We start from the raw sequence: 12579 nt of genomic DNA, 5'->3' as shown, positions 1-12579 counted from the left end.
CCGATAATCGTACGCCGGCACCGCTCGTCTCTCGGTCGGGCCCGTCGGGGTGACCCAGACTCGGCGGATGGCTGATGGAATCGTGTTCCTGGCGGTCGCCGGGTTCGCCGCCGGGCTGGGGGTGGCGATGCCCCTGGGGGCGATCGGGGTGCTGATCGTCCGGGAGGGGATGCTTGGCGGTCACCGCCGCGGCCTGGCCGCCGCGTCCGGCGTCGCCACCGTCGACACCCTCTACTGCCTCGGCGCGCTGCTGACCGGGGCGGCGCTCGCGCCGGTGGTCGCCTCGTGGGGGGACGCCCCCCGTTACCTGTCCGGCCTGGTGATCGTCGGGTTGGGCTGCCACCAACTGGTCACCCTGCGCCGCGCCCCGGCACGCCCCGCCGGGGACGGCCCCGACACCGCCGAGCCCGGTGCCGGTGGGAGCCCCACGGAAACCGCCGGTGCCGGGAGGAAGCGCACCGGCGGGGGACGTCCGGCCCGGACCTCCGCCGGACCGGTCTACGTCCGCTTCGTGCTGCTCACCGCGGTCAACCCGTTGACATTGGTGTACTTCTTCGCCCTGGCCGGGACGGTGAGCGCCGTGCCGGGCAACTGGACCGGGCCCGGGGTGTTCGTCGTCGCCGCCGGGCTGGCCTCCCTGCTCTGGCAGACCGGGCTCGCCACGGTCGGCGCGGCCCTGGGCGCCACCGTCCCGGTACGGGTCGCCGACCTGCTCGGGGTGGTCGCCTCCTTGATCGTCGTCGCGCTCGGAGCGACCGTCGTCGTGGTCACCGCGGTCACCTGAGGCACGGTTGGCCGCCTGCGCCCGGTGCGTCCCGCCGGCTACGCGGTGGCTGACCCCGGTGACCAGGTGGTTCGGGCCGCCGCCAGGCCCCAGTACAGTGGGCCGGCCCCGCTGCGGAGGCCGGCCCGGCCCAGGTGCGCGAGGCCGGGCCGGGGCCGGCGGTGCCCGACCGGGGTCAGCCGAGGACCAGGCCGGGATCGGGGTCGGGGTCCGGCGCGGGGGCGGGGACCTGGTACTCCTCGGTCAGCGTGGTCATCGGGCCGGGCCAGGTGGCCTGGGCGACCTCGATCGGCTTGCGGTGGGCGTCGTAGGCGACGTGCAGCAGGTGCAGCACAGGCGTGTCGGGGCGGATCTGGAGCGTCTCGGCCTCCTCCCGGCTGGGTTGGCGGGCGCTGATGGTGTCGGCGGCGGTGGTGTACCGCCGGCCGGTCACCTCCTCGGCCTCCTGGTAGAGCGGCCGGCCGAACGCCTCGGCCCGCTCCAGGGAGGTGCCGGCGGTGTCCTTCGGCAGGAACCAGGACGCGCCCACCTCCACCGGGGAGTCGTCGGTACGTACCAGGTGCCGGCGGCAGAGCAGTTCGGTGCCGTCGGCGACCCCGAACGCGTCGGCCACCTCGGGCGGGGCGGGTGCCCGGCCGACCGAGACGAGTTGCTGGCGGTACCGCGCGGCGAGGTCGGCGTGGTAGCCGCGGAAACCGCCGTACCGGCCCCGGGAGAGCCGGTTGAGTCGCCGCCGGGTGCCCCGCACGTACGTACCGGAGCCGGGTTTGGTGATCAGGATGCCCTCGACCCGCAGTTGGTCGACGGCGCGTTGCACGGTCTGCTTCGCCACCCCGAACATCTCGGCGATGGCCGGGATGGACGGCAGCCGTTCGCCAGGCCCCCAGTCACCCCGCCGCACCTGGGCCTTGAGCTGCGCGGCGATCTGCCGGTGCGGGAACTCGGCGGCTCCCGGGTTGATCTGCACGCCCGCCTCCTCCTGACAGCTAGGTTCCTAGGATGCCCTAGACGGGGTGACGGCGCCACCCCGGACACGCCGAAAAGCCCCGGACGCCGCGACGCCCGGGGCCCTGCGGGAACGACTACCAGGAGCCGGCGGTGGGGCCGGCGGAACCGCCCCGGCGGCGCAGGTACTTCTCGAACTCCTGGGCGATCTCGTCACCTGTCAACGGGGTGATGCCCGCGTCGCCGACGCGTTCCTCCAACTCCCGCACGTACTCACCCAGCTCGGCGTCCTGCTCGGCGGCGCCGCGCACCCGCTGCTCCCACTCGGCGGCCTCCTCGGCCAGGTCGGCCATCGGCACGGGCAGGTCGAGCACCTCCTCGACCCGGTGCAGCAGGGCCAGGGTGGCCTTGGGGCAGGGCGGGTTGTTGGCGTAGTGCGGCACGTGCACCCAGAACGACACCGCGTCGACCTCGGCCCGGGTGCAGGCGTCCTGGAGCACCCCGACGATGCCGGTGGGCCCGTCGTACCGGGTGGGGGTGAGCTGGTAACGCTGGGCCGCCTGGGCGTCCGAGGCGCTGCCGCTGATCGGCAACGGCCTGGTGTACGGCACGTCGGCCAGCAACGCGCCGAGCAGCACCACCCGTTCGACCTCCAGGCTGTGGCAGATCTCCAGCACCTGCTCGCAGAACGTGCGCCAGCGCATGCTCGGCTCGATGCCCCGGATCAGCACCACGTCACGGTCGGTGCCCTCGGGGCTGGCCACCATGAACTTCGTGGTGGGCCACTCCACCCGGCGGGTCTCGCCGTCGGACATCGTGATCGTCGGGCGGCTGACCTGGAAGTCGTAGAACTCCTCCGGGTCGATCTCGGTGATCTGGCGGGCCTGCCAGACCTGTTCCAGGTGTTCCACGGCGGCGGTGGAGGCGTCCGCGGCGTCGTTCCAGCCCTCGAAGGCGGCGATCGCCACCGGGGACCGCAACACCGGCAGCCCGTCGAACTCGGTCACGCCGTCACCTCGCCCCGCTCGTCGCCGACGGTGCCGGGGGTCGGCCCGGTCACCCGCCCGCCGTGCACGGTGGCGTCCCTGATGTCCTTCACGTCCGCAAGCCTACGTCCCGGCGCGGCGCGCGGCCCGTCGGCCGCGCCGGCACACCGCCCCACCCCGCCGCCGAACCGGTACGAACCGGGACGCGGAGCGGATGGACACATAGTGGGACGCCCCCGGGCGTCGACAGTCACCGGATCGACCGCACTAACCTGATGTGGTGCGGACTTCGTTGCGGGATGTGCTGGCCGACCGGATCCTCATCGCCGACGGCGCGATGGGGACAATGCTCCAGGCTGCCGACCTGAGCCTCGACGACTTCGAGGGGCTGGAGGGCTGCAACGAGATCCTCAACGTGACCCGGCCCGACGTGGTGCGCGGTGTGCACGAGGCCTACCTGGCGGCCGGCGCGGACTGCGTCGAGACGAACACCTTCGGCGCGAACCTCGCCAACCTCGCCGAGTACGACATCCCGCAGCGCATCCGGGAGCTCTCCGAGGCCGGCGCGCGGATCGCCCGGGAGGCCGCCGACGCGTACGCCACGGCGGAGCGCCCCCGATTCGTGCTCGGCTCGATCGGCCCCGGCACCAAGCTGCCCACCCTCGGCCACGCCCCGTACGCGACGCTGCGGGACGCGTACCAGGAGAACGCGGCCGGGCTCATCGCCGGCGGGTCGGACGCGCTGATCATCGAGACCTGTCAGGACCTGCTCCAGGTCAAGGCGGCCGTGGTCGGGTCGAAGCGGGCGATGGCCGAGCTGGGCCAGCAGGTGCCGATCATCTGTCACGTGGCGGTGGAGACCACCGGCACCATGCTCGTGGGCAGCGAGATCGGGGCGGCGCTGGCGGCCATCGAGCCGCTGGGGGTGGACCTGATCGGGCTCAACTGCTCCACCGGCCCGGCCGAGATGGGCGAGCACCTGCGCTACCTGTCGCAGCACTCCCGCATCCCGCTGTCGGTGATGCCGAACGCCGGCCTGCCGGTGCTGACCGCCGACGGGGCGTACTTCCCGCTGAGCCCGGCCGAGCTGGCCGACGCCCTGGAGCGGTTCGTCGCCGACTACGGCGTCGGGCTGATCGGCGGCTGCTGCGGCACCACCCCGGAGCACATCCGGGCGCTGGCCGAGCGGTTGCACGGCGCGACCCCGGCGGCCCGGGAGCCCCGGCACGAGGCGGGCGTCTCGTCGATCTACCACCCGGTGCCGTTCGCCCAGGACGCCTCGGTGCTGATGGTGGGGGAGCGGACCAACGCCAACGGCTCCAAGGCGTTCCGCGAGTCGATGCTCGCCGCCGACTGGCAGGCGTGCGTCGAGGTGGCCCGCAGCCAGGCCCGCGACGGCTCGCACCTGCTGGACCTCTGCGTCGACTACGTCGGCCGGGACGGCACGCAGGACATGCGGGAGTTGGCCGGCCGGTTCGCCACCGCGTCCACCCTGCCGATCATGCTGGACTCCACCGAGCCGGCGGTGATCGAGGCCGGGTTGGAGATGCTCGGTGGGCGTTGCGTGGTCAACTCGGTCAACTTCGAGGACGGCGACGGCCCCGACTCCCGCTACGCGCGGATGATGCCGGTGATCGCCGAGCACGGGGCGGCCGTGGTGGCGCTGCTCATCGACGAGGAGGGGCAGGCCCGTACCCGGGAGTGGAAGGTCCGGGTGGCGGCCCGGCTGATCGACGACCTGACCGGGCGTTGGGGGATGGACCGGTCGGACATCCTCATCGACGCGCTGACCTTCCCGATCGCCACCGGCCAGGAGGAGACCCGGCGCGACGGCATCGAGACGATCGAGGCGATCCGGGAGATCGCCGCCCGCTACCCGGGGGTCAACTTCACCCTGGGCATCTCGAACGTCTCGTTCGGGCTGAACCCGGCGGCCCGGCAGGTGCTCAACTCGGTGTTCCTGCACGAGTGCGTGCAGGCCGGGCTGACCTCGGCGATCGTGCACGCCAGCAAGATCCTGCCGATGTCGAAGATCCCCGAGGCGCAGCGCGAGGTCGCCCTCGACCTGATCTACGACCGGCGGCGCGAGGGCTACGACCCGGTGCAGCGGTTCATCGAGGCGTTCGAGGGTGTCGACGCCGCGTCGGCGCGGGCCACCCGGGCCGAGGAACTGGCGGGGCTGCCGTTGGACGAGCGGCTCAAGCGGCGGATCATCGACGGCGAGCGCAACGGCCTGGAGGCCGACCTGGACGCCGCGATGGTGCAGGGCCGGTCCCCGCTGTCCATCATCAACGACATCCTGCTGGACGGGATGAAGGTCGTCGGTGAGCTGTTCGGCTCCGGGCAGATGCAGTTGCCGTTCGTGCTCCAGTCCGCCGAGGTGATGAAGACGGCGGTGGCCTACCTGGAGCCGCACATGGAGGCCGTCGAGGACGGCGGCAAGGGCCGGATCGTGCTGGCCACCGTGCGTGGCGACGTGCACGACATCGGCAAGAACCTGGTCGACATCATCCTGTCCAACAACGGCTACGAGGTCGTCAACATCGGCATCAAGCAGCCGATCAGCGCGATCCTCGACGCCGCCGAGGAGCACCGGGCCGACGCGATCGGCATGTCCGGGCTGCTGGTCAAGAGCACGGTCATCATGAAGGAGAACCTCGCCGAGATGGCCTCGCGCGGGGTCGCCGAGCGGTGGCCGGTGCTGCTGGGCGGGGCGGCGCTGACCCGCGCGTACGTCGAGGACGACCTGCGGGCGATGTTCCCCGGCCAGGTGCACTACGCCCGGGACGCCTTCGAGGGGTTGGCCCTGATGGACCGGGTGATGACCGCCAAGCGTGGCGGCGCACCCGTGGTCGACCCGGAGCGGGAGGCGGCGCTCGCGGCCCGGCGGGCCCGCCGGGAGAAGCAGCGCACCCTGGTCACCGAGGTGCTGCCGGAGCTGAACGACTCTTCGGTCCGCTCCGACGTGGCCACCGACGTGGCGGTGCCCACCCCGCCGTTCTTCGGCACCCGGGTGGTCAAGGGGGTGCCGCTGGCCGACTACGCGGCGCTGCTGGACGAGCGGGCCACGTTCCTCGGCCAGTGGGGACTGCGCGGGTCGCGGGGCGGCCAGGGCCCGTCGTACGAGGAACTGGTGGAGACCGAGGGGCGGCCCCGGCTGCGGTACTGGCTGGACCGGCTCATCGCCGACCAGGTGCTGGAGGCGGCCGTGGTGTACGGCTACTTCCCGGCGTACTCCGAGGGCAACGACCTGGTGGTGCTGGACGAGAACGGCGCCAGCGAGCGGGCCCGGTTCTCGTTCCCCCGGCAGCGGCAGGAGCGGCGGCTCTGCCTGGCCGACTTCTTCCGTCCGAAGGACGACGGGCTGGACGTGGTGGCGTTGCAGCTGGTCACCGTCGGGCAGCCGATCAGCGAGTACACCGCGAAGATGTTCGCCGCCAACGAGTACCGCGACTACCTGGAGGTGCACGGGTTGTCCGTGCAGCTCACCGAGGCGCTCGCCGAGTACTGGCACCGGCGGATCCGCTCCGAGCTGACCCTGCCGGGCGGCGGCACGGTCGCCACCGGCGACCCGACCGACCTGGCCGGCCTGCTGCGCAACGACTACCGGGGCTGCCGGTACGCGTTCGGCTACCCGGCCTGCCCGGACCTGGAGGACCGGGCCAAGATCGTGGAGCTGCTGGGGGCGGAGCGGATCGGGGTGCAGTTGTCGGAGGAGTTCCAGCTGGTGCCGGAGCAGGCCACCGACGCGATCGTGGTGCACCACCCGGAGGCCAACTACTTCAACGCCAAGTGAGGTCATGGTCCTGTACCTACCTCGATCTGGGCACGGTGGCGTCGAGGCGACGGTGGTGGCTCCGGGAGAGATGATCCGCTCTGGTGACGTCGACGCCTGGCGATAGTCGCGGTGATTCCCTACGCGGTGTGGCTGGACGGGACGCTGCTCGGTGAGCGCCTGTGGTTTCGGACGCGATGGGTCGATCTGTCCACGGCGGACATCGACGCCGAGGATGACCGCCGGCGAGACATCGTGTCGTTGCTGGTCAGGACTGGGCATCCGGTGTTCGAGGTGAGGTTGCCGCTGCACGGGATGAAAAGCCGGCGGCCGGAACAGCTTGTCGCGCTTGCCGACGCGATCACCGGCACCAGGGTCCGTCAGGGTGCTGAGGATGCCGCCTTCGTCGTCGCCGAACGGATACGCCGCCTGGCCTCCTGACTTCGGTTCCGGCGGGCCCGGTGACCTCACCCGGTCCCGTCGTACGTCCGTCGGGCGGCCTCGATCGCGGGCAGGTGCCGCCCGGCCCAGTCGAGCAGGACGTCGACCGGGTGCCGGAGCGTCTTGCCCAGCGGGGTGATGCGGTACTCGACGGCGACCGGCCGCGAGGCCAGGACGTGCCGCGCGACGATGCCGTTGCGTTCGAGCCGGCGCAGGGTGGCGCTCAGTGACTTCTGGGACACGGCGGGGATGGCGTGGCGCAGCTCGTTGAACCGGCAGGGCCGTTCGCAGAGCTGGTTGAGCACCTCCAACGACCACTTGTCGAGCACCTGGTCCAGCAGCTCGCGGTGCGGCGGGGTGATCTGGAGGGCTTCAGACGGCGGGGGTGTGGTTTCCGGCATGACACCTAGTCTCGTTGAAGTTCCCTCGGTACACCAGGTATCCATGAGATACCACCGAGGAAAGGAAGTCAGATGGGTGTCCAGCTCTTCTCCGCACCGGGCATGACGCAGCCCGTTCCCTACCACCACGTCGCGGTGGCGTCGGGGTCGCGCCACGTCCACGTGGCCGGTCAGATCAGCCGGGACGGGGCCGGCCGTCCGGTCGCCATCGGCGACCTGCGGGGTCAGGTCGCCCAGGCGCTGCGCAACACGGGGTACGGGCTGGCCGGTGCCGGCGCGGGCTTCGCCGACGTCGTCCGCCTGACGTTCTACGTGACGAACTGGTCGCCGGAGCGGATCGGTGACTTCATGGCCGGGGTGGAGGACGTGGCGGGGGAACTTGGCCTGCCGCAGCCGTTGCCGCCGTCGTCGCTCATCGGCGTCGATTATCTCTTCGAGCCGGACGTTCTCGTCGAGGTCGAGGCGACGGCGATCCTGGACTGATGTCCCGGCCCGGCACGACCTGTGTCGGCGATCCAGCGGTATCCGAGCGCTCCGATACCGCTAAATCGGCCAAATAGCGCCGATCAGGCCGGGCCGGGTCGGGGCGGGGCGGGGCGGGGGCGGACGGGGTGGGGGCTAGCGTCCCTGGGTGAGGAAGCCCTCCAGGGCGAGGGTGGCCGCGCCGAGGCTGACCGGGTTGCCGGCGACGGGGGAGCGGACGATCCCGGTGGCGACGAGCGGGCGACGCAGCGCGTGCTGGGCGACCACGGCGCGGACCTCGTCGCGCAGCCGGTCGCCGAGCCGGTCGGCGACCCAGCTACTGAGCACCACGACCTCCGGGTTGAGCAGGTTGACCAGGTCGGCGACGGCGACGCCGAGGTAGCGGGCGGTCTCGGCGACCACCTTCGCGGCGGTGGGGTCGTCGGCGGCCAGGCCGGCGGCGAGGGCGTCGAGGGTGGCGGTCTGGTCCTCGGGGTGCAGCAGCGGGCTGGTCGGGGCCAGGTCGCGCAGGGTCTGCATGATGCCGGGCGCGCCGACGTACGCCTCGACGCAGCCCCGGCTGCCGCACCGGCAGAGCCGGCCGTCGAGGACCAGGGTGGTGTGCCCCCACTCGCCGGCGCTGTTGCTGCTGCCCCGGTAGAGGATGCCGCCGAAGGCGAGGCCCGCGCCGACGCCGGTGCCCAGATTGATCACGGCGACGTCGTCGCGGCCCCGGGCGGCCCCGGCCCACAGTTCGGCGAGCACCGCCGCGCGCAGCGGGTTGTCCAGGTGCAGCGGCAGCGGCAGGTGGTCGGCGAGCAGGTCCCGCAGCGGTACGTCGTGCCAGTTCCAGTTGGGCGCGAACACCGACACGCCGCCCTCCCGGTCGACCTGACCGGGGACGCTGACCCCGACGCCCAGCACCCGGGCCCCGGTGCCGGCCAGGACGGTGTCGATGCCGCTGACGATGTGCCGGACCACCTGGTGGGGGCGGCGTTCCAGGGGGCGTAGCGCCTCCTCGGCTCCGGCCAGCCGGGTCAGCGTGGTGTCGAAGAGGTCGACGTGCACGTACGTCTCGGCGACGTCGACGCCGACCAGCAGGCCGCCGTGCGGGTCGGCGGTGACCAGGCCGCGGGGTCGCCCGCCGCCGGAGTCCTCTTGGCCGGCCTCGGTGAGCAGCCCGAGGTCGGTGAGTTCGGCGACCAGGGTGGCGACGGTGCCGAGGCTGAGCCCGGTGTCGACGGCGAGGCGTTGCCGGCTGGTGGTGCCGGCGGCGACGACCTGCTGGACGACGGTGAGCCGGTTGGCGGAACGAATGTCGCGGGAGGTCCGGGCCATGGGGCTTATCGCAACACTTACGAAAACCATTGGCAATAGTGCAGGATGACAACCATCGATTTATAGAGAGAGGTGTGTCGATGGGACGTCTCCGCTACGGCGCCCTGGCGGCGGTGCTCTGCGTGCTCGGTGGCCTGCTGGTCGCCGGGCCGGCGCGGGCCAACGCCGCCGGGCCGGTCCCGCACTACCTGATGACCGCGTTCACCAACAGCAGCGAATCCAACATGTACGTCTACGACTCGGCCGACGCCACCCGGTTCACCCTGCAACGGGCCAACGCCTACACCCCGCCGTCCGGGCTGGTCCGCGACCCGAGCGTCATCCGGCACACCGACGGCTACTACTACCTCGTCTACACCACCGGCTGGACCGGCAACACCATCGGCATCGCCCGCAGCGCCGACTACCTGAGCTGGACCTTCCAGCGCAACGTCACCGTGCCCGTCGCGCCGGCCAACGGGAGCACCTGGGCACCGGAGTGGTTCGTCGACAGCGACGGCAGCGTGCACATCGTCGTCTCCGTGTCGCAGACCGGCACCGCCGGGCAGTTCCAGCCCTACCGGATCACCGCGACGAACTCCGCGCTGTCGGCGTGGAGCGCCCCGGCGGCGCTCAACGGCATCGGCACCAACCACATCGACAGCTTCATCGTCAAGGTCGGCAACACCTACCACAACTTCATGAAGAACGAGACCACCAAGTACATCGAGCACGCCACCGCGACCGCGCTGACCGGGCCGTGGAGCTGGGTCGGCACCGGCAACTGGGCCGGCTGGGGTTCCGGCCTCGAAGGCCCGGCCCTGGTCCGGCTGCCCGACAACCGCTGGCGGATCTACTTCGACCAGTACGGCGCCGGCCGCTACTACTCCGCCGACAGCAGCGACCTGTACGGCTTCACCGGCAAGACCGAACTGGCCGGGCTGTCCGGCACGGTGCGCCACTTCACCGTGCTGCGGGAGAGCGTCGGGGACTCCTCCGCCCCGCCCACCGGCAGCCGCTCGCTGCGCTCGGCGAACTTCCCCGACCGGTACGTCCGCCACCGCGACAACGTGGCCCGCATCGACGTGCTGGGCAGCGGCAGCCCGCTGGCCGACCGGCAGGACGCCACCTTCCAGATCGTCCCCGGCCTGGCCAACTCCTCCTGCTACTCGTTCCGCGCGGTCAACGGCTCCTACCTGCGGCACTGGGACTTCACGATCCGGCTCGCCGGCAACGACGGCAGCGCCGTCTTCGCCGGGGACGCCACCTTCTGCAGCCGGACCGGGCTGGCCGGGGGCGGCAGCTACTCGTTCGAGTCGTGGAACCATCCCGGCCGCTACCTGCGCCACTACGACTACGTGCTGCGGGTCGACCCGTACGCCGCCGGCAGCACCTTCGCCGGGGACGCCTCGTACACCCTCACCGCGCCGCTGGCCTGAGCGGACCGACGCGTCGGCCGGTGGGCGGGAGGCCCGCCCACCGGCCGTCAGCGGGTGGCCGGTAGGCCGAACGTCGGGAACAGGGTGTCGTCGAGGAACGAGACGAGGTCGGCGATCAGGCCGTCGCGCACCGTCAGCACCGTGATCGACCACGGCAGGTAGGGTCCGGTGCCACCCGCGCGCAGGTAGTTGGCCACCGCCGGCTGGCCGTTGGCGGCCACCGGCAGGTGCCGCCATCCGCCGCAGCTGCCCAGCGGCATCGCCCGCGCGAAGTCCAGCACCGCGTCCCGGCCGGCGTACCAGTGCGGCAGCGGCGGCATCGACCAGGTGACGTCCTCGGTGAGCAGGGCGACCAGGGCGTCGGCGTCGCCGTTCTCCAGGGCGGTGGCGTAGCCGGCGGCGACCTCGCGCAGCCGGGCGTCGCCGAGGGTCCGCAGCGCCTGCTGCTGGCTGCGGGCGGGCACCCGCTCGGCGACGACCCGACGGGCCCGCGCCAGCGCCGAGTTGACCGACCCGGCGGAGGTGCCCGTCATGGCGGCGATCTCGGCGGCGGTGAAGCCGAGCACGTCGAACAGCAGCAGCGCGGCCCGCTGGTTGCCGGGCAGGTGTTGCAACGCGGCGACGAACGCCAGCTCGACGGCCTCCCGCTGCTCGTAACGGGCGTCGGGGGTGGCCGGGCCGGCGGCCAGGGCGGCGTCGGGGTACGGGCCGAGCCACCGCACGTGGTCGGCGGCGACGCTGCCCGGCACGGCGTGTTCGCTGGCCGGCCCCAGGTCGACGGGCAGCGCCCGCCGCCCCCGCCCGCTGGCCAGGTCCAGGCAGGTGCGGGTGGCGACGGTGTAGAGCCAGGTTCGCAGGGAGCTGCGCCCCTCGAACCGGGGCAGCGCCCGCCAGGCCCGCAGCAGGGCCTCCTGCAACGCGTCGTCGGCGTCGTGCGGGGAGCCGAGCATCCGGTAGCAGTGCGCGTGCAGTTCCGGCCGCAGCGGCGCGACCAGCGCGGTGAACGCGGCGTCGTCCCCGCTCCGGGCCCGGGTCAGCGTCGCGTCGTGGTCGTCGGCCGTGATCTCGGTGGAAATCCTGCTCACGACCGACGATTCTGCCCCACGCCGGGAGTCTGTACCGGGTACGAGCCGCACGTCACGACCCGGAGGACCCGATCATGAGCAGTTCCACCACCGTCCCGGTGACCACCGCCACCCTGGCCGTCCCCGACGGCACCCTGTACTTCGAGGTACGCGGTCAGGGGCCCCTGGTGGCGCTGGTCGCCGCCCCGATGGACGCCCGGGCGTTCGCCCCGCTGGCCGACCTGCTCGCCACCGACCACACGGTGCTCACCACCGACCCGCGGGGCATCCGCCGCAGCCGGCTGCACGACCCCGAGCAGGACTCCACCCCCGAACTGCGCGCCGACGACCTGGCCCGACTGCTGGCCCACCTCGACGCCGGCCCGGCGACGGTGCTCGGCTCCAGCGGTGGCGCGGTCACCGTCCTGGCGCTCGCCCAGGCGCACCCGCGGGCGGCGCACACCGTGATCGCCCACGAGCCGCCGCTGGTGCTGCTGCTCGACGACCGTGACGACCTGCTCGCCCGGGAGGACGACATGGTCGCCACCTACCGGCGTGGGGACCGGCTGGGGGCCTGGCGGAAGTTCCTCGCCATCGCCAACATCGTCATGCCCGAGGAGATGGTCCAGGGCATGTTCGGCCAGGAACCCGACCCGCAGGACGCCGCCGACGAGCGCTACCAGTACCTGCACACCCTGCGCGGCACCACCCGCCACCAGCCGGACATCGCCGCCCTGCGCGACGGCCCGACCCGGGTGCTGGTCGGTCTCGGTGCGGAGTCGGCGGGGGAACTGTGCGACCGCAGCTCCCGCGCGCTGGCCGCCGCGCTGGGCGTGCCACCCACCATGTTCCCCGGCGGGCACCTCGGCTTCGCCGACGACCCGGCCGGCTTCGCCGTCCGGCTGCGGGAGGTCATCGCCGGGTGACGGCGGGGCGACGGCGGGCGGCCGGGGTGGCCCGCGTAC

At 72.6% G+C, this 12579-nt stretch carries 11 protein-coding genes; 6 read left to right on the top strand and 5 right to left on the bottom strand.

Annotated features, from left to right (window positions below; translation table 11 throughout):
- Positions 1–67 precede the first annotated feature (67 nt).
- The gene (locus tag B5D80_RS24055) at positions 68–784 is read left to right on the top strand and encodes a LysE family transporter (protein WP_088646203.1); all 717 of its coding nucleotides are present in this window, start codon (positions 68–70) and stop codon (positions 782–784) included.
- Positions 785–959: 175 nt separating this feature from the next.
- On the opposite strand, the gene B5D80_RS24050 is transcribed toward B5D80_RS24055, so the two are convergent.
- Positions 960–1751 (bottom strand): GntR family transcriptional regulator, encoded by a 792-nt coding sequence (locus B5D80_RS24050; RefSeq protein WP_088646202.1) that lies wholly within the window; start codon positions 1749–1751, stop codon positions 960–962.
- A 115-nt stretch (positions 1752–1866) separates the two neighbouring features.
- Entirely contained in the window at positions 1867–2736 is an 870-nt protein-coding gene (locus B5D80_RS24045; RefSeq protein ID WP_088646201.1) for a PAC2 family protein, read from the bottom strand.
- A 271-nt stretch (positions 2737–3007) separates the two neighbouring features.
- Here B5D80_RS24045 and metH point away from each other — a divergent pair, with 271 nt between their 5' ends.
- On the top strand, positions 3008–6511 hold the full coding sequence (metH, locus tag B5D80_RS24040; RefSeq protein WP_088646200.1) for a methionine synthase: 3504 nt from the start codon (positions 3008–3010) through the stop codon (positions 6509–6511).
- Positions 6512–6622: 111 nt separating this feature from the next.
- Entirely contained in the window at positions 6623–6931 is a 309-nt protein-coding gene (locus B5D80_RS24035) for a hypothetical protein (RefSeq protein WP_088646199.1), read from the top strand.
- Between the two features lie 26 nt (positions 6932–6957).
- Here B5D80_RS24035 and B5D80_RS24030 read toward each other — a convergent pair whose 3' ends face one another.
- Entirely contained in the window at positions 6958–7332 is a 375-nt protein-coding gene (locus tag B5D80_RS24030) for a winged helix-turn-helix transcriptional regulator (protein WP_088646198.1), read from the bottom strand.
- A 72-nt stretch (positions 7333–7404) separates the two neighbouring features.
- Between B5D80_RS24030 and B5D80_RS24025 the strand changes: the two genes are divergently transcribed.
- Complete coding sequence (locus B5D80_RS24025) at positions 7405–7815, top strand: RidA family protein (RefSeq protein ID WP_088646197.1); 411 nt, start codon at positions 7405–7407, stop codon at positions 7813–7815.
- A gap of 135 nt (positions 7816–7950) precedes the next feature.
- Here B5D80_RS24025 and B5D80_RS24020 read toward each other — a convergent pair whose 3' ends face one another.
- A complete protein-coding gene (locus tag B5D80_RS24020; RefSeq protein ID WP_088646196.1) occupies positions 7951–9132 on the bottom strand; it encodes an ROK family protein in 1182 nt (393 codons plus the stop codon).
- An 80-nt stretch (positions 9133–9212) separates the two neighbouring features.
- On the opposite strand from B5D80_RS24020, the gene B5D80_RS24015 reads away from it, so the two are divergent.
- Positions 9213–10550 carry a glycoside hydrolase family 43 protein gene (locus B5D80_RS24015; RefSeq protein ID WP_088646195.1) on the top strand — a complete coding sequence of 446 codons (1338 nt, stop codon included), beginning with the start codon at positions 9213–9215 and terminating at the stop codon, positions 10548–10550.
- A gap of 47 nt (positions 10551–10597) precedes the next feature.
- On the opposite strand, the gene B5D80_RS24010 is transcribed toward B5D80_RS24015, so the two are convergent.
- Positions 10598–11635, bottom strand: coding sequence for a sigma-70 family RNA polymerase sigma factor (locus B5D80_RS24010; protein WP_088646194.1), 1038 nt, complete (start codon positions 11633–11635; stop codon positions 10598–10600).
- A 74-nt stretch (positions 11636–11709) separates the two neighbouring features.
- Here B5D80_RS24010 and B5D80_RS24005 point away from each other — a divergent pair, with 74 nt between their 5' ends.
- The gene (locus B5D80_RS24005) at positions 11710–12540 is read left to right on the top strand and encodes an alpha/beta fold hydrolase (protein ID WP_088646193.1); all 831 of its coding nucleotides are present in this window, start codon (positions 11710–11712) and stop codon (positions 12538–12540) included.
- The last annotated feature ends 39 nt before the right edge of the window (positions 12541–12579 follow it).

The organism is Micromonospora wenchangensis, from assembly GCF_002210435.1.
Taxonomy (GTDB): domain Bacteria; phylum Actinomycetota; class Actinomycetes; order Mycobacteriales; family Micromonosporaceae; genus Micromonospora; species Micromonospora wenchangensis.
The sequence above is the reverse complement of the archived record's forward strand: the minus strand, read 5'-3'. Positions and strand labels throughout refer to the sequence as shown.

Coding starts and splice junctions, on each gene's coding strand:
- B5D80_RS24055 (WP_088646203.1), top strand. CDS start 68: ATGGCTGATGGAATCGTGTTCCTGGCGGTCGCCGGGTTCGCCGCCGGG.
- B5D80_RS24030 (WP_088646198.1), bottom strand. CDS start 7,332: ATGCCGGAAACCACACCCCCGCCGTCTGAAGCCCTCCAGATCACCCCG.
- B5D80_RS24025 (WP_088646197.1), top strand. CDS start 7,405: ATGGGTGTCCAGCTCTTCTCCGCACCGGGCATGACGCAGCCCGTTCCC.
- B5D80_RS24020 (WP_088646196.1), bottom strand. CDS start 9,132: ATGGCCCGGACCTCCCGCGACATTCGTTCCGCCAACCGGCTCACCGTC.
- B5D80_RS24015 (WP_088646195.1), top strand. CDS start 9,213: ATGGGACGTCTCCGCTACGGCGCCCTGGCGGCGGTGCTCTGCGTGCTC.
- B5D80_RS24005 (WP_088646193.1), top strand. CDS start 11,710: ATGAGCAGTTCCACCACCGTCCCGGTGACCACCGCCACCCTGGCCGTC.